Source organism: Rhodococcus sp. ACS1, from assembly GCF_002300155.1.
Taxonomy (GTDB): Bacteria; Actinomycetota; Actinomycetes; order Mycobacteriales; family Mycobacteriaceae; genus Rhodococcus_F; species Rhodococcus_F koreensis.
This window is the reverse complement of record NZ_NSDZ01000001.1, coordinates 869,316-884,174: the sequence shown is the minus strand read 5'-3', so window position 1 is coordinate 884,174 and position 14,859 is coordinate 869,316. Positions and strand designations below refer to the sequence as shown.

Genomic DNA, 14,859 nt, shown 5'->3' with positions numbered 1-14,859 from the left:
GTTCGCTAGGGGAGCAGCCCGAGCCTGCGCGCGGTCACCACCGCCTCGTGCCGCGACCGTGCGTCGAGCTTGCTCATGGCGCTGCGCAGATAACTCTTCACCGTCTCGGGCCCGACCGAGAGTCGCTGGGCCGCTTCACTGTTGGTGCACCCCAGGGCGACGTGGGACAGGACGTCGATCTCACGTGGAGTGAGGTGGACGCCGGGGTCCTCGTCGGCGCCACCGGCGTCCGGCCGCAGGATCCCGGCCAGCCTCTGCGACAGCCCGCGGAGTCGGGCCTGCAGCGAGGTGTCGGTGACGGTCTGCGCGACACTCCGCAGTTCCGCGTGGATGTCCCGGAGTTCCTCGGTGGTGGCGCCACCTGCGCCGTTGCCCTCGAGCGTCTTCATCATCTCGAGGCGGCGATCGACCTCGTCCCGGATGGCGATCTCGGTACCGAGGCGTCGCGACGCCGCGACGACGATGTCCGCGGTGCGGTCGCCGATCGGCGCGCAATCACGGATGGCGGCGTACAGCACCGCGCGCGAACTGCCGTGCACCATGACGGGCACTGCCAGGATGGACCGGAGTCCCTCACTGAGGACGGGCCGGTCGTAGTGGTGCGTGATGGTCGAGGCTCTGCCGTAGTCGTTGACCGACGCGGGTGTGCGCTGGGCGACCACGCGCCCGCCCAGTCCGGACCGCGCCGGGATGGCGAGCCCCTTGAGGTTGTTGGTGCGGGTGCCGACGAACTCGCTGAGGTGGAGTGTGTCGTCCTGGACCTCGCCGGCGAACAGGACCGGCGCAACGCCGTGAGCTGCGATGGCGCGCAGCTCACCACGTAGTGCGTCCCCGTCCCGAGGGCGCAGCAGCGACGGTGCACGAGCAACCAAGTCGTCACCCCTTTCCGGGGGTAGTCACAGCGGTCTGTGAGCTAGATCATAACCGTAGTGGGTTCGGGCGACGGCCCGACCTCTTTACCTGGCCATGAGAACACGAGGAGTACCGCATGACCACCGATCCCGCCGCACGCGTGCGTGAACTGCTGGACCAGTACGACACGCCGACGGCGTCCGCCGCGGAACTGCTGTGTGATCGACACCCCGCCGACGACGTGGCGTTCACCGTCGTCGAAGCCGACCTGTCGTCGACGGACCTCACCTACGGCTACCTGCGCGAGCAGTCGTCACGCTTCGCCGCCGCACTGGCGGACCTCGGGGTGGAGCCGGGTGACCACGTCGCGACGCTGATGGGCAAGTCGGCGGAACTGGTGGTCGCACTGCTCGGGATCTGGCGCCGGGGCGCCGTCCACGTCCCCCTGTTCACCGCGTTCGCGCCGCCGGCGATCGCGTTCCGGCTCGGTGCCAGCGGCGCGAAGGTCGTCGTCTCCGACGCCAATCAGGTCGAGAAGCTGGCGCCCGGGGAAGACATTCCCGCGGATGCGCCGTGGCAGGTCGTCGTCGTGGGCGGCGGCTCCGGCGCTCTCGATTTCGCGACGCTCGTGGAGTCGCGCGACGCGGCGGATGTGAAGGGCGCGGCTGTCACGGTCGGCGGCGCGGGACCCCTCGTCCAGTTGTTCACCAGTGGCACGACCGGGACCCCGAAGGGCGTTCCGGTGCCCCTGCGCGCACTCGCGTCGTTCCACGCCTACCAGGAGTTCGGCCTCGACGTCCGCAAGGACGATGTGTTCTGGAACGCCGCCGACCCCGGCTGGGCGTACGGCCTGTACTACGCGCTGCTCGGGCCCCTTGCCGCGGGCACCCGCAGCATCCTGCTGCACGCCGGGTTCTCCGCACCCCTCACCTGGCAGGTGATGGAGCGGTTCGGCGTCACCAACTTCGCTGCCGCGCCCACGGTCTACCGCAGCTTGCGGGCCGATCCCACTCCGATCCCCGAGACGGTGAAACTGCGGCGCGCGTCGTCGGCGGGTGAACCCCTCACCCCCGACGTGATCTCGTGGGCCGAGGCCAACCTGAACGTGTTCGTCCGCGACCACTACGGCCAGACCGAACACGGCATGTTCATCGCCAACGCCTGGGCCGACGGGCTGCGGGACGAGGTGCGCGAGGGCTCCATGGGCAAACCCTTGCCGGGGTGGGCGTGTGCCGTCCTCGAGGACGATTCCGACGCCGTCGCCCCGCCGCGCACCCCGGGGCGGGTCGCCATCGACACCCTGGGCAGCCCGCTGATGTGGTTCACCGGCTACGTAGACGCACCGGAGAAGACCGCGCAGCGGTTCACCGCCGACGGGCGCTGGTACCTCACCGGCGACGCCGGCCAGACCGACGAGGACGGCTTCTACTTCTTCTCCGCCCGCGACGACGACGTGATCATCATGGCCGGCTACCGGATCGGGCCGTTCGACGTCGAGAGCGTGCTCGTCATGCACGACCACGTCGTCGAGGCCGCGGTCGTCGGGATGCCCGACGAACTGCGCGGTGAGGTGCTCGAGGCGTTCGTCGTCCTGCGCGACGGCATCGACGGGACCGGCGAACTGGAGGTCGAACTGCAGACGCTGGTGAAGAAGAAGTTCGCCGCGCACGCCTACCCGCGCACCGTGCACTTCGTCCCGAGCCTGCCGAAGACCCCCAGCGGCAAGGTGCAGCGGTACCTGCTCCGCCAGAAGTAGGCGGCTCCGCCGCCCGTGCGCGGTTGAGGAGTGTCAGGACTCGTTAACCACGCACGGGTGCGTCAGCGCCTGCGGAGGCGGCCGACGACCAGCAGGGCGAGCAGGGTGACCGTCAGGAGCAGGGTGGTGTCGGCCGCGGCGAGGAACACCCGGCCGCGGTCGGTGAGACCGAAGATGCTCACCGGCAACGTCTTCCAGGTCGCCGGGTACACCATCACGGTCGCGCCCAGTTCGCCCATCGACAGTGCGATCGACAGGCCGGCCGCGGCACCGAGGGCCGGGAGCAGCAGCGGCAGAGTGATCCGCAGCAGGACGCGGGCGGGGCCGGCGCCGAGGGATTCGGCGGCCTGCCGGTACGCGGGATCGAGCCGGTCCAGTGCCGCCGAGACGGCGCTGAACGTGAACGCCAGCACGAGGATGGTGTGTGCCAGGATCACGATCCACTTGGTTCCGCCGAGCAGCAGCGGCCGCGAGTTGAACGCGATCAGCAGACCGAGACCGATCGCGACGGACGGGATCGCGATCGGCAGGTGGAAGACGGCGTCGGTGACGCGGCGCAACCACGCCGGCGCCTCCCGCGCCGCCAGTGCTGCCCACGTCCCGACCGCGAGTGCCAGTGCACCCGCGATGAACGCCGTCTGCAGGCTGACGGTGAGGCCGGCGAGATTCTCGTCGGACAGTGCCACCGCCAAGTTCCGGCCACCGAGGTCCGAGGGCAGTGGACCCGTCCAGGATCCGGCGAGGCCCGCGGCGACCACGGTGGCGATCGGTGCTGCGAAGACGACGGTCACCACGAGGCCGAACAGGCTCAGGGCCAGCGCCCTAGATCTTGTCGTCCACAGCAGCACGGCTGCCTCCCGTCAGTGTCGCGAACAGAATTCGGTACGTGCAGTACAGGGTCAGCGACAACGCCACCTGGACCGTGGCGATCACGGCCGCGCCGGGCAGGTCGAATGTGACGATGCCGCGTGTGTAGATCAGGACGGGCAGTGTCACCACGTCCTTGGCGCCCGTGAACAGGACGATGCCGAACTCGTTGAGGGTGAGCAGCAGCACCAGCGAGCCACCGGCCAGCAGCGCGGGCCAGGCCTCCGGCATCACGAAGGTCCGCAGCACCCGCAGCGGCGACGCCCCGAGACTGGCGGCGACGTCGAGTTGTTCGCGGGGGATCTGGGTGAACGCGGCGAGCAGGGGGCGGACGACGAACGGGGTGAAGAACGTGATCTCGGCGGCGATCACTCCGAGTGGGGTGCCGACGAAGTTCAGCGGCCCGTCGGCGTCGCCGGTGATCCGCGTGATCAGTGCGTTGACCGCCCCGGCGGTGCCGTAGAGGAAGGTGAACGCGAGGGTGATCAGGAACGACGGCAGCGACAGCACCGCGTCGATCAGCCGGCCCACGACGGTCGATCCCGCGAACGGGACGAACGCCAGGACCAGCGCGAGGAATGTACCCAGGACCAGGCAGCCGAGCGTCGAGAGGGCGGCGATCTGCACCGTCCGCCACAGCGCCGTGCGGAACAGTTCCGAGCCGAGGACGCCGGACCAGGTGTCCAGACCGGAACCGGTGCCGGAGTCGAGGGATTCGGTGAGCACCCGCGCCATCGGGTAGACGGCGAATCCGAGGACGAGCAGCAGGGGTGGGAGTGTCCAGGCGATGGCGCGCCACCGGACCGGTTCGGGACGGGGCGGGGCCGCCTCGGTGGGCGGACGTTCGAGTGTCGCGGTCATGCCGCCGGCACCAGGACGCTGCCGTCGGAGGGGAACTGGACGCCGACGACGGCGCCCGGTGTGCGCTGGTCGTGACCGGCGACGTCCGCGTCCACCTGCACGCCCTCGAGTTCGTCGACGGTGAGGGTGATCCGTGTGGTCGACCCGCGCCACACCGTCGAGACGATCCGCGCCGCGAACGATCCCTTCGCGCCGGGCGCCGTCAGCGTGACCGCGTGCGGGCGGACGCACAAGAATGCGGGCAGGTCCGACTCCCACGCGACGTGCCCGATGTCGGGTTGCGGGGCCGTCGCGGTGACGGGGACGCCGCCGATGGACACGAGCGCCGACGTTCCGATCACCCAGGTGACGGTGCACGGCAACAGGTTGGCGCCGCCGAGGAATTCCGCGGTGAAACTGCTGGGCGGCCGCTTCCACAGGTTCTCGGCGGTGTCGACGTCCGCGAGCCGGGAGTTGCGCATGACGGCGATCCGGTCGGCCAGCGCCAGCGCCTCGCCCTGGTCGTGGGTGACGTAGAGCATCGCCGTGTCGGGCAGGGCCGCCCGCAACCGGGTGAGCTCGCCGAGCATGGTCTCGCGCAACTGCGCGTCGAGGGCGGCGAGTGGTTCGTCGAGCAGCAGGACCGCGGGCCGGATCGCCAGAGCCCGGGCGATCGCGATCCGCTGCTGCTGTCCGCGGGACAGTTCGCGGGGCAGGCGCTTGCCGTAGGCGGCCATGCCGACCATCTCGAGGGCCTCGGTCACTCGCGCGCCGATCTCCGCGCGCGGTACCCGCCGGGCGCGGAGCCCGAACGCGACGTTGTCGGCGACCTTCATGTGCGGGAACAGCGCGTAGGACTGCACGACGACACCGATTCCCCGTTTCGCAGGCGGAAGCCCGGTGACGTCGCGTGATCCGAGCCGCACCGAACCCGAAGTGGGACGGACGAATCCGGCGAGGGCCTTCAGCGCGGTCGACTTTCCGGAACCGCTCGGTCCGAGGAGGGCCACGGTTTCACCGCGGGCGACGCGGAGGGTGAAGTCGACGAGGGCGTGGGTGACACCCCTGCCGCGTCCGTAGGCGACGGTGACCCGGTCGAACGTAATGGCGGGTGCGGAGTACTCGGTGGCCCCGCGGACCGCGGGGGTGTGGGACGGGTGCGTCCGCCCGGTGGGAATTCCCGACACGATCAGCTCCCGGTGGCCTTCTGGTACGCGGCGACGTCCGAATCGAGTTCGGTGAGTACGTCGTTCCAGTTCGGCGACCACACCTGGACGCCCTGCAGGGCGCGCGCCGGGGCGCTGTCGCTCGCGGCGGCGCGCACGTCCTCGCGGACCGACACGCCGCGCGCCTCGTCGGCGACCGTCTTCTGTGACTCCTCGGACAGCAGGAACTCCATCAACTGCCTGCCCTGCTCGCTGCGCGGCGCGCCCTTCGCCAGGCCCATCACGTATGGCAGGGCGACGGTGGTGCGGGTGCCGTCGGCGGCGGCGGGGAAGAAGAGGTCGAATGTCGAGCCGTCGTCGGCGATGGAGGTGAGGTTCATCTGGACGTCGCCGTTGGCCACGAGCAGTTCGCCGTTGCTGACCTTCGACTGCAGCTTGCCCGTCGAGGACGACGGTCCCACGTTGTTGGCCTGGAGCTTCGCGAGGTAGTCGAGCGCGCCGTCCTTGCCTATCAGGTGCTGCAGGAGCAGCAGCACCGCGGTGCCGTCGCCGGCCTGACCGGGGGTGGAGTACTGGATCCTGCCCTCGAGCCGGTCGGACAGCAGGTCGTCCCAGGTGCGGGGAGCGGGCGACGCCGCAGGGTTGGCGATGAAGGACAGGTAGTTCCCGACGACGGGAACGAAGCGGCCGGCCGGGTCGGTCTCGGCAGCGGGGACGGCGGAGGTGTCGACGCCGCTGGGGACGAGCAGTCCCTGGGCGTCCGCCTTCTGGATGAACGGCGGGAGCGTGACGACGACGTCGGCCTGCGGGTTCGACTGTTCCTTGTCGAGGCGGGAGACGACTTCGCCGGATCCGGCTTCGACGAGGTTCACCGCGATCCCGGTCCGTTCGGTGAAGGCGTCGAAACGCGACTGGTACCACCCGGAGAGTCCGTCGGCGCTGTACACGGTGACGGTGTCGGTGCCCGAGTTTGCGGCGGTACCGGTTCCGCCGCAAGCGGTTCCGAGGGTGAGGACGGTCGCGGCCAGGGCGGCGGCGGCGATCCGTGGGCGAAGACGCATGGCGAATTCCTAACGATGAGGGGGTCGGTGCCGAGGAGCCTGCCGTTTGGTCTAGACCATTGGGCCACCGTTGGGGGAACGCCAGGTGAACAATTGGTATAGACCATTTTTCGGGTACGCTCGGCCGCATGAACGACGACGGCGACGCGTCCGGTGAGTCCGTGCCGATCGGCACCGTCACGCGATGACCCGGACGCCGAACGTCCCCAAGTACTACCGCGTCCGTACCGAACTCGAGTCCATCCTCGCCGAACTCGAGGTGGGGGACGCGGTGCCCGCGGAGCGGGAACTGGCCCTGCGGTTCACGGTGTCCCGCGAGACGGTGCGGCAGGCCATCCACGAGTTGCTGGTCGAGGGACGCGTCGAGCGTCGAGGCCGCGGCACCGTCGTCGCCAGCCCCAAGCTCGTGCAGCCGCTGTCGCTGCGGTCCTACACCGAGGGTGCCGTCAGCCAGGGGCGGGTGCCCGGGCGTGAACTGGTCACGTTCGAGGAACTCGGCGCCGACGCCGACCTCGCCGAGGCGCTCGGTCTCGCGATCGGCGCGCCGGTGATCCACCTCGAACGGGTCCTGCTCGCGGACAACGAGAAGATCGGGCTCGAGAGCACCCATCTGCCCGCAGGCCGCTTCGGGGAGATGGCGCGCGCATTCGACCCGGGCACCTCGCTGTACGCGGCGATCCGCGAGACGGGAGTGGTGTTCGCGTCCGCCACCGAGCGGATCGAGACCGTGCTGGCCTCGCCGCGGGAGGCCGCGCTGCTCGACTCGACCACCGCCATGCCGATGCTGCTGCTCCACCGGCTCTCGCTCGACACTGCGGGTGTTCCGATCGAACGGGTGCGTTCTCTCTACCGCGGCGACCGGATCGCATTCCTCACGACCCTGCGGGACTGAGAACCCGCGCGGCGGGTCCCGAGGCGCCCCGGCCAGGTGCGGGTCTAACCTGGTACCCATGTCTGTCCGCACAGCACTGAGCCCCGGAACCGTGTCTCCCGTCCTCGCCGTACCGGCGGGGATCGAGCGTCCCGAGTACGCGTGGAAGCCCACGGCCAAGGAAGGCAACGAGCCGTGGGTCCAGACCCCGGAGACCATCGAGGCCATGCGGGTGGCGAGCAAGATCGCCGCGCAGGCCCTGCAGGAGGCCGGTAAGGCGGTGGCGCCGGGCGTCACCACCGACGAACTCGACCGCATTGCGCACGAGTACATGATCGATCACGGCGCCTATCCGTCGACGCTCGGCTACAAGGGATTCCCCAAGTCGTGCTGCACCTCGCTGAACGAGGTGATCTGCCACGGCATCCCCGACTCGACGGTGATCCAGGACGGTGACATCGTCAACATCGACGTCACCGCCTACATCGGCGGCGTGCACGGAGACACCAACGCCACGTTCCTCGCGGGCGACGTCGCCGAGGAGAACCGGTTGCTGGTGGAGCGGACCCACGAGGCGACGATGCGCGCCATCAAGGCCGTCAAGCCGGGCCGGGCGCTCAACGTGGTCGGCCGTGTCATCGAGTCGTACGCGCACCGCTTCGGATACGGCGTGGTCCGTGACTTCACCGGACACGGCATCGGCACCACGTTCCACAACGGCCTCGTCATCCTCCACTACGACGAGCCTTCCGTGGACACGGTCATCGAACCCGGCATGGTGTTCACGATCGAACCGATGATCAACCTCGGTGACATCGGCTGGGACATGTGGGACGACGACTGGACCGTGGTCACCAAGGATCGCAAGTGGACGGCCCAGTTCGAGCACACCATCGTGGTCACCGAGACCGGCAACGAGATCCTCACCCTGCCTTGATCGAGAGCCGGTGGAGGGGCGCCCTGCTCGTTGCCGGCACCACGTCCGACGCGGGCAAGAGTGTGCTCGTGGCCGGACTGTGCCGGATGCTGGCGCGGCGGGGTGTCCGGGTGGCGCCGTTCAAGGCGCAGAACATGTCGAACAACTCCGTCGTCACGCTGGACGGCGGCGAGATCGGCCGGGCGCAGGCCCTGCAGGCCGCGGCCTGCGGACTCGAGCCGAGCGTCCGCTTCAACCCGGTTCTGCTGAAACCGGGCAGTGACCGCACGTCACAACTGGTGGTACGGGGGCGTGCCGTCACGTCCGTCGGGGCCCGCGACTACATCGAGCATCGGCAGCACCTGCGCGCGGTCGTGGCCGAGGAACTGGAATCGCTGCGCGCCGAATACGACGTCGTGCTGTGTGAGGGCGCGGGGTCTCCCGCCGAGATCAACCTGCGGGCCACGGACCTCGCGAACATGGGGCTCGCCCGCGCGGCGGACCTCCCGGTGCTCGTCGTCGGCGACATCGACCGCGGTGGGGTGCTGGCTCACCTGTTCGGCACGGTGGCGGTTCTCGCGCCGGAGGACCAGGCGTTGATCGCGGGTTTCGTGATCAACAAGTTCCGCGGCGACGTGTCGTTGCTGGCGCCGGGTCTGGAGCAGTTGACGGCGATGACGGGTCGCCCGACGCTCGGCGTGATTCCCTTCGCCGAGGACCTGTGGCTCGACGCGGAGGATTCGCTGGGTGTGGTGGGGGACGCCCCGGTCGGACGTCCGGCACCGCCGGTCGGCGACGACTGGTTACGCGTGGCCGCGATCCGCCTGCCCCGCATCTCCAATTCGACGGACGTCGAGGCGCTCGCGTGCGAACCGGGCGTGTCGGTGCGCTGGGTCGGCGATCCGTCGCGGCTCGAGGACGCCGACCTGATCGTGCTGCCCGGCAGCAAGTCGACCGTGTCGGATCTGGAGTGGTTGCGCCGCACCGGCATCGCGGATGCGATCGCCGTGCATGCGAAACGCGGCGGCCCGGTTCTCGGTGTGTGCGGCGGCTACCAGATGCTCGGGTCCGTCATTGTCGACGACGTCGAATCCGGCTGGGGTGCGGTACCCGGGCTGGGACTGCTCGACCTCGAGGTGGAGTTCGCCCCGGACAAGGTGCTCGCGCAGGTCCGCGGCGACGCCCACGGAGTTCCGGTGTCCGGGTACGAGATCCATCACGGGCGGGTGCGCCGCAACGGCGATCCGCCGCTGCTCCACGCGAGCAGCGGCGCCGCGGAGGGCAGTATCCGCGGCGCCGTGTACGGCACGCACTGGCACGGTCTGCTCGAGACCGACCGGTTCCGCCGGCTTCTGCTGGACGACGTGGCCGAGCACGCGGGGAGAACCGGCTTCGTCACCGCCCCGGACACGGACGTCGCTTCGATCCGGACCGCTCAACTCGATCTGCTGGCGGACCTGGTGGAGCAGAATCTCGATCTGCACGCCCTCGAGGCGCTGCTCGGGGCGGGCGCCCCTACTGGGCTGCCTGCCATCGCGTCGACCCTGCTGCGCTAGGCCGTCGCGCGGCGGACGACCGTCCACCCGCGGCGAGGATGCCCCGCCGCGGCGGCCAGCGCGGGCAGCCACACCATCGGCACCGATCGGGGGCGCATCGGCGAACCAGTGGCCGATGTCCGGCCACCACTTCTGCCACGTGATCACGAATGCGGCGCCGCCTGCGGCGAGGAGAGTGCCGACGCCGAGCGTGAACAGGCCCACCACCCGCCACCGGTGATGCAGTGCGCCCAGGAACAGTCCCGACGCCGCGGTCAGCGACAGGCCGTAGAGCAGTATCCCGAACACGAGAACCTGGACGGCGGCGAGCAGCAGGGTAGCCGCGAAGTAGTCGCGCCGGGTGACGCTCGTTCCCAATGCGAACGGGAACGTCTGCGTCATGGCCTGCAGGTAGAACGCGAGGGCGAACCCGAACAGGGAGAAGACGCCGCCGCTGAAATTGATGTCGCTGCCGGTGTCGCCGACCATCGCGAAGATGGCCGCACCGATCGTGAACGATCCGACGAGCACAGGCCCTCGTCCACCGCCCGGTCCCGTTCGGCGTCCGACAGCGTGGTCTGCACCGTCGCCCGTTCGTGACTGCCGAGCGATTCCCGGTGTAGCACGGTCTTGTTCGAGGTGAAGGCGGCCACCAGTGGCGCCAGACCGGAGACGACGACGGCGCCCTCGCGGAGTGCGCCGGCGTCCTCGTCGAGGACGATCCGCCCCTTGTCGATCAGGATCACGTGTTCGATCAGGTCGCTGACCTCGTCGATGAGATGCGTGGACAGCACCACCGTGCGCGGGTGTTGGGCGTAGTCGGCGAGCAACCTGTCGTAGAAGAGGTGCCGTGCGCTCGCGAGGGCGTGCCGGACTTTGAAGTCGTCCGGGTACTTCTGGCTCTCCTTGACGTAGCAGACGTCGGTGAGCACCCGAGCATTCTCGTGCGGCGCCTGTCCGAAGACCTCGACCGCGCCCGAGGTCGGGAACTCCTGGCCGGTGAGGATCTGCATGAGCGTGGTCTTGCCTGCGCCGTTGCGGCCGAGGAGGCCGTAGATCTTGTTCTCCTGCAACGAGAAATCGATATCGTCGAGTGCGGTGACGTCGCCGAATCGCTTGCCGAGGCTCCGCGCCGAGGCGATGGTCGTCGTGTCGGATACCGTGCCGATCATCGTGCTCCCTCCCGTTGGTCGAGCATGGTCTCGAGTTCGGCGATGCTGACGCCGAGTTTGTCCGCCTCGGTGACGAGCGGATCGATGAACTGTTGCGCGAACCGCTCGCGTCGCCTGAAGCGCAGCGCGTTCCGGGCGCCGGAGGTGACGAACATCCCGATTCCCCGCTTCTTGTAGAGGATCCCGTCGGCAACGAGTTTTTCCAGGCCCTTGGCCGCGGTCGCCGGGTTGATCCGGTGGAATGCGGCGAGTTCGTTGGTGGACGGCACCTGGCCTTCCTCGGGAAGGGTTCCGTCGATGATCGAGTTCTCGATGAGTTCCGCGATCTGCCGGAACAGCGGTCTGCGGTTGTCGATCATCGACGCCCGCCTCGTCGGTTGATCGGTTCATTACTCATGTAAGGAACCAGAGAACTAGGGCGGTTCGAGCGCAAGAGGTCCCCGATCGCGTAGTTTTTAGCCCATGGAACTGACGCACGTGGCGGTGGGAAATGGAAATTGCACGGTCCGGATCGACGGACCGGAGAGCAAACACACCGTTCTGCTGCTACCGGGGGCCGGCGACGGGCCGGATGTCTACGACGGTGTCTGCGAGCGCCTGCACAATTCGGACCTGCGCACGATCGTGCCCGAGGACATCACCGGTCTCGACGAAGCGGCGGTCATGGGCCTGCTCGACGAGCTGAAGGTCGGATGGGTCAACCTCGTCGGCAGCCGGGAAGGGGCCGAACTGGCCTGGTCGCTGGCGGCGCGCCAGTTCGGGCGCTTCGCGAGCCTCGTCGTCGCCGACCGGGGGCATCCGGCGGCGCCCGACGCTGCGGGTGCGGTGCGCGGATCCGACTGTCCGGCGGTCGAACTCCCCACGACCGTGATGGTCGGGGACCCCGACCGGCGCGCCGAGGCGGATGCCAGCGGACGCTTCGTCTACTCCGACTTCCGCGTCGTCCAACTCGACGGCGTCAGCAACGTCCCCGCGGCCGCGGCCGCGGAGCTGGCCACCGAGATCGTGCTCCGCACCAGCCCCTGGTAGACCTGCGGCCCCACGCCGAGCCCGGCCGGGCTCAGCGTGGGGCGTACATGATGACGGCCATGCCCAGCAGGCAGATGAGGGCGCCCGAGACATCCCAGCGGTCCGGGCGGAAACCGTCGGCCACCATGCCCCAGATCAGCGAACCCGCGACGAATACCCCGCCGTAGGCGGCGAGGATGCGGCCGAAGTTGGCGTCCGGCTGCATCGTCGCGACGAACCCGTACGCTCCGAGCGCCGCGACACCGGCGCCGATCCAGATCCAGCCCCGGTGTTCGCGGACGCCCTGCCACACCAGCCACGCGCCGCCGATCTCGAACAGCGCCGCGACGGCGAACAGCGCGACGGATTTGGCGACCGTCACTCGAACGGCAGGTCGAGGCCGAGGAGAGCGTTCTCGACCACCTCGGGCATCGCCGGGTGGATCCAGTACTGTCCCCGCGCCATCTGCTGCGCCGTCAACCCGAAGCTCATCGCCTGGATCAGCGGCTGGATCACCGTCGGCGCCTGGGCGCCGATCACGTGTGCCCCCAGCAGACGCCCGGTGCCCCGTTCCGCGACGACCTTGCAGAGACCCTCGTCGTCCTCCATCGCCCACCCGTACGCGACGTCGCCGTACGCCTGTACCTTCACCGTGACGTCCCAGCCGGCCTCCCGGGCCTCGGCCTCGGTCAGCCCGACGTGCGCGATCTGCGGGTCGGTGAACACGGCGGCGGGAACGAACCGGTGGTCCGAGGCGCGCAGCCCCGACGTGTCCTTCCACGCGTCCTGCAGCAGATTGTGCTGAACGACCCGGGCCTCGTGGTTGGCGACGTGCTTGAGCTGGTACGGCGAGGAGACGTCGCCGAGCGCGTAAACGCCTTCGGCACTGGTCCGTTGGAAGTCGTCGACCACGACGCGTCCCTCGTCGTCGAGATCGATGCCGCCGGCGGCGGCCCCGACGGCGTCGCCGTTCGACTGCCGTCCGGTGGCCACCAGGAGAACGTCGCCCGAGACGACGGTGCCGTCCGCGAGTTCGACGGCGACGCCGTCACCGTCCCGGCGCACGGCCGTCACGGCGTGCCCGCGGTGCACGTCCCACTTCTGCTCGGCGAGATCCGTGAATCGGCGGGATATGTCCTCGTCGAGGTGGCGCAGCAAGCGTGTGCTGCGCGCGATCAGCGACACCCGGGTGCCCAGCGCGGAGAACACGTGCGCGAACTCGGCGGCGATGAATCCCGCGCCGATGATCACCATCCGCTGGGGCAGTTCCGGCAGCCGCATGATGTCGTTGTTCGTGTAGAACGGCACGCCCGACTCCCGGACGACGTCGGGAATGATCGGCCGCGATCCCGCGGCGACGACCACCTGGTCGGCCGTGATCACCTCCCCGGTCCCGGTGTCGAGGGTTCGCGGGCCTGTGAACGTCGCGTGCCCGCGGAACAGCGTCGTGTTCGGGCTGTCCTCGGCGCGGTAGCGTTCCCCGCCGGCCGAGATCGGGTCGATGCGGCCGAAGACCCGTTTGACGATGTCGGGCCAGCGCACACCCTCGAGTTGGGCGTCGACGCCGTACTTGGCGGAACCGGTGACCGTGCGGGCCACCTCCGCGGCGTACACGAACATCTTCGTCGGGATGCAGCCCACGTTCAGGCACGTCCCGCCGTATGTGCCCTCCTCCAGGATCGCGATCTTCCTGTCCGCGAACCGTTCGTCGGGCAGCGAGTTGCCGGACCCCGAACCGATGATCGCCAGATCGAAATGTGTCACCGGTTCGCCTCCGCCGCGTTGTGGCCGTGCAGCCACTCGAGCCACAGGTCCACCTCGGCGAACGCCTCGGCGCGGGGCTGGTCGGCGGACAGGAACACGTCGTGCCGGGCGCCCGCGATCGGCACGATCGTGGTGCGGTCGCCGAGACACCCCGCCCAGCGTGCGATCTGCCGGACGTCGAGGACGGCGTCCGCGGTGTCGACCCGGGGGTCGTACCGCGGCGCGAAGTACGACGCCTTGGAACGCAAGACCAGGGCGGGAACCCCGATGTCGAGTCCCCGGTGCAACTGCGCGTGCCCGCGGCGCACCGCGCGCAGCCACCCGAATGTCACGGGGAAACCGCTCAGCGGCTTCCAGTCGAGGTTGTAGTTCCAGATGCCGTTGCCCTCGACATGCAGGCTCACGCCGTACGTGTCGAGCCCGGTCTTCGGGATGATCGACTTGCGCTTGACCCGCCCGACCGCGTCGACAGCCACCGTCCCGACGTTCCGCAGGTACGACGGACCCTGCAGGTCGAACCACGGGCTGTTGAGGATGACTCCGCTGATGCCGAGGGCTGCGGTGCCGCCCGTCTTGCGCTGCAGGCGGTGCAGCCACAGCGGCAGCACCAGGCCGCCCGTCGAATGCGCGACGAGCAGGACCTCGCCGTCGGCGGTCTGTTCCCGGACCTGGCGCAACGCCTCGTCCAGTTCGGCGTCGTACAGGCTCAGGTCGGAGACGAAGTGCGGCGTCTGCCCCGGTTCGAGCGAGCGCCCGCACTTGCGCAGATCGAGTGCGAAGAACGCGTAACCCTGTTCGGCGAAGTGCTCGGCCAGGTGTTTCTGGAAGAAGTAATCGGTGAATCCGTGGACGTAGAGCACGGCGCGGCCGGTCTTCTTCGTCTCCTGCGGGGGCTGGTAGCGGATCAGCGTCGCCTTCACCTCGCCCTCGCCGTCGGGGTCGGTGCCGAGAGGGATGGTCAGCTGTTGATAACCGTCGCCGAGAACGTCGGGAGCCCAAGTAGTCACAGATCACAATCTAATGTGCGTTTCGGGGGTGCGGGGAGGCGCAC

Annotated in this window: 15 protein-coding genes; 5 read left to right on the top strand and 10 right to left on the bottom strand. The window is 69.3% G+C overall.

Annotated features, from left to right (window positions below; genetic code table 11):
* Positions 1 to 5 precede the first annotated feature (5 nt).
* Complete coding sequence (locus tag CJ179_RS04210) at positions 6 to 872, bottom strand: LuxR C-terminal-related transcriptional regulator (RefSeq protein ID WP_072937834.1); 867 nt, start codon at positions 870 to 872, stop codon at positions 6 to 8.
* 116 nt (positions 873 to 988) lie between these two features.
* Here CJ179_RS04210 and CJ179_RS04205 point away from each other — a divergent pair, with 116 nt between their 5' ends.
* Entirely contained in the window at positions 989 to 2,608 is a 1,620-nt protein-coding gene (locus tag CJ179_RS04205) for an AMP-binding protein (protein ID WP_072937835.1), read from the top strand.
* A gap of 62 nt (positions 2,609 to 2,670) precedes the next feature.
* Here the strand turns inward: CJ179_RS04205 and CJ179_RS04200 are convergent, their stop codons facing one another.
* From CJ179_RS04200 to CJ179_RS04185, 4 genes are read right to left on the bottom strand one after another with little or no spacing between them, the layout of a single operon-like run.
* Positions 2,671 to 3,456, bottom strand: coding sequence for an ABC transporter permease (locus CJ179_RS04200; RefSeq protein ID WP_095860759.1), 786 nt, complete (start codon positions 3,454 to 3,456; stop codon positions 2,671 to 2,673).
* Positions 3,431 to 4,336 (bottom strand): 2-aminoethylphosphonate ABC transporter permease subunit, encoded by a 906-nt coding sequence (locus CJ179_RS04195; protein WP_095860758.1) that lies wholly within the window; start codon positions 4,334 to 4,336, stop codon positions 3,431 to 3,433. The genes CJ179_RS04200 and CJ179_RS04195 overlap by 26 nt, the downstream gene beginning before the upstream one ends.
* Positions 4,333 to 5,502: an ABC transporter ATP-binding protein gene (locus CJ179_RS04190; RefSeq protein WP_095860757.1), complete on the bottom strand. Its 1,170-nt coding sequence runs from the start codon at positions 5,500 to 5,502 to the stop codon at positions 4,333 to 4,335. Before CJ179_RS04190 ends, CJ179_RS04195 begins: the two co-directional genes overlap by 4 nt.
* Positions 5,503 to 5,504: 2 nt before the next feature.
* A complete protein-coding gene (locus tag CJ179_RS04185; RefSeq protein WP_072937839.1) occupies positions 5,505 to 6,542 on the bottom strand; it encodes a 2-aminoethylphosphonate ABC transporter substrate-binding protein in 1,038 nt (345 codons plus the stop codon).
* Positions 6,543 to 6,726: 184 nt separating this feature from the next.
* On the opposite strand from CJ179_RS04185, the gene CJ179_RS04180 reads away from it, so the two are divergent.
* Genes CJ179_RS04180 through CJ179_RS04170 form a run of 3 tightly spaced genes read left to right on the top strand, consistent with a single transcriptional unit; the run spans position 6,727 to position 9,885 of the window.
* Positions 6,727 to 7,434 (top strand): GntR family transcriptional regulator, encoded by a 708-nt coding sequence (locus CJ179_RS04180; protein ID WP_072937840.1) that lies wholly within the window; start codon positions 6,727 to 6,729, stop codon positions 7,432 to 7,434.
* Between the two features lie 58 nt (positions 7,435 to 7,492).
* The gene (map, locus tag CJ179_RS04175) at positions 7,493 to 8,350 is read left to right on the top strand and encodes a type I methionyl aminopeptidase (protein ID WP_072937841.1); all 858 of its coding nucleotides are present in this window, start codon (positions 7,493 to 7,495) and stop codon (positions 8,348 to 8,350) included.
* Complete coding sequence (locus CJ179_RS04170; RefSeq protein WP_095860756.1) at positions 8,347 to 9,885, top strand: cobyric acid synthase; 1,539 nt, start codon at positions 8,347 to 8,349, stop codon at positions 9,883 to 9,885. The genes map and CJ179_RS04170 overlap by 4 nt, the downstream gene beginning before the upstream one ends.
* A 377-nt stretch (positions 9,886 to 10,262) precedes the next feature.
* Here the strand turns inward: CJ179_RS04170 and CJ179_RS04165 are convergent, their stop codons facing one another.
* Both CJ179_RS04165 and CJ179_RS04160 read right to left on the bottom strand, forming a co-directional pair.
* Positions 10,263 to 11,036 carry an ATP-binding cassette domain-containing protein gene (locus CJ179_RS04165; protein WP_257015317.1) on the bottom strand — a complete coding sequence of 258 codons (774 nt, stop codon included), beginning with the start codon at positions 11,034 to 11,036 and terminating at the stop codon, positions 10,263 to 10,265.
* Positions 11,033 to 11,395, bottom strand: coding sequence for a GntR family transcriptional regulator (locus CJ179_RS04160; RefSeq protein WP_095860755.1), 363 nt, complete (start codon positions 11,393 to 11,395; stop codon positions 11,033 to 11,035). The genes CJ179_RS04165 and CJ179_RS04160 overlap by 4 nt, the downstream gene beginning before the upstream one ends.
* A gap of 103 nt (positions 11,396 to 11,498) precedes the next feature.
* Here CJ179_RS04160 and CJ179_RS04155 point away from each other — a divergent pair, with 103 nt between their 5' ends.
* Complete coding sequence (locus tag CJ179_RS04155) at positions 11,499 to 12,065, top strand: alpha/beta fold hydrolase (RefSeq protein WP_095860754.1); 567 nt, start codon at positions 11,499 to 11,501, stop codon at positions 12,063 to 12,065.
* Between the two features lie 31 nt (positions 12,066 to 12,096).
* Here the strand turns inward: CJ179_RS04155 and CJ179_RS04150 are convergent, their stop codons facing one another.
* Genes CJ179_RS04150 through CJ179_RS04140 form a run of 3 tightly spaced genes read right to left on the bottom strand, consistent with a single transcriptional unit; the run spans position 12,097 to position 14,815 of the window.
* The gene (locus CJ179_RS04150; protein ID WP_015890329.1) at positions 12,097 to 12,426 is read right to left on the bottom strand and encodes a YnfA family protein; all 330 of its coding nucleotides are present in this window, start codon (positions 12,424 to 12,426) and stop codon (positions 12,097 to 12,099) included.
* Positions 12,423 to 13,808 (bottom strand): mycothione reductase, encoded by a 1,386-nt coding sequence (gene mtr / locus CJ179_RS04145; RefSeq protein ID WP_095860753.1) that lies wholly within the window; start codon positions 13,806 to 13,808, stop codon positions 12,423 to 12,425. Before mtr ends, CJ179_RS04150 begins: the two co-directional genes overlap by 4 nt.
* Positions 13,805 to 14,815 (bottom strand): alpha/beta hydrolase, encoded by a 1,011-nt coding sequence (locus CJ179_RS04140; protein WP_095860752.1) that lies wholly within the window; start codon positions 14,813 to 14,815, stop codon positions 13,805 to 13,807. The genes mtr and CJ179_RS04140 overlap by 4 nt, the downstream gene beginning before the upstream one ends.
* Between the last annotated feature and the right edge of the window lie 44 nt (positions 14,816 to 14,859).

Excerpts from the sequence above, each read along its gene's own strand:
- CJ179_RS04205 (WP_072937835.1), top strand. The coding sequence starts at position 989 with ATGACCACCGATCCCGCCGCACGCGTGCGTGAACTGCTGGACCAGTAC.
- CJ179_RS04195 (WP_095860758.1), bottom strand. The coding sequence starts at position 4,336 with ATGACCGCGACACTCGAACGTCCGCCCACCGAGGCGGCCCCGCCCCGT.
- CJ179_RS04185 (WP_072937839.1), bottom strand. The coding sequence starts at position 6,542 with ATGCGTCTTCGCCCACGGATCGCCGCCGCCGCCCTGGCCGCGACCGTC.
- CJ179_RS04180 (WP_072937840.1), top strand. The coding sequence starts at position 6,727 with ATGACCCGGACGCCGAACGTCCCCAAGTACTACCGCGTCCGTACCGAA.
- map (WP_072937841.1), top strand. The coding sequence starts at position 7,493 with ATGTCTGTCCGCACAGCACTGAGCCCCGGAACCGTGTCTCCCGTCCTC.
- CJ179_RS04165 (WP_257015317.1), bottom strand. The coding sequence starts at position 11,036 with ATGATCGGCACGGTATCCGACACGACGACCATCGCCTCGGCGCGGAGC.
- CJ179_RS04160 (WP_095860755.1), bottom strand. The coding sequence starts at position 11,395 with ATGATCGACAACCGCAGACCGCTGTTCCGGCAGATCGCGGAACTCATC.
- CJ179_RS04155 (WP_095860754.1), top strand. The coding sequence starts at position 11,499 with ATGGAACTGACGCACGTGGCGGTGGGAAATGGAAATTGCACGGTCCGG.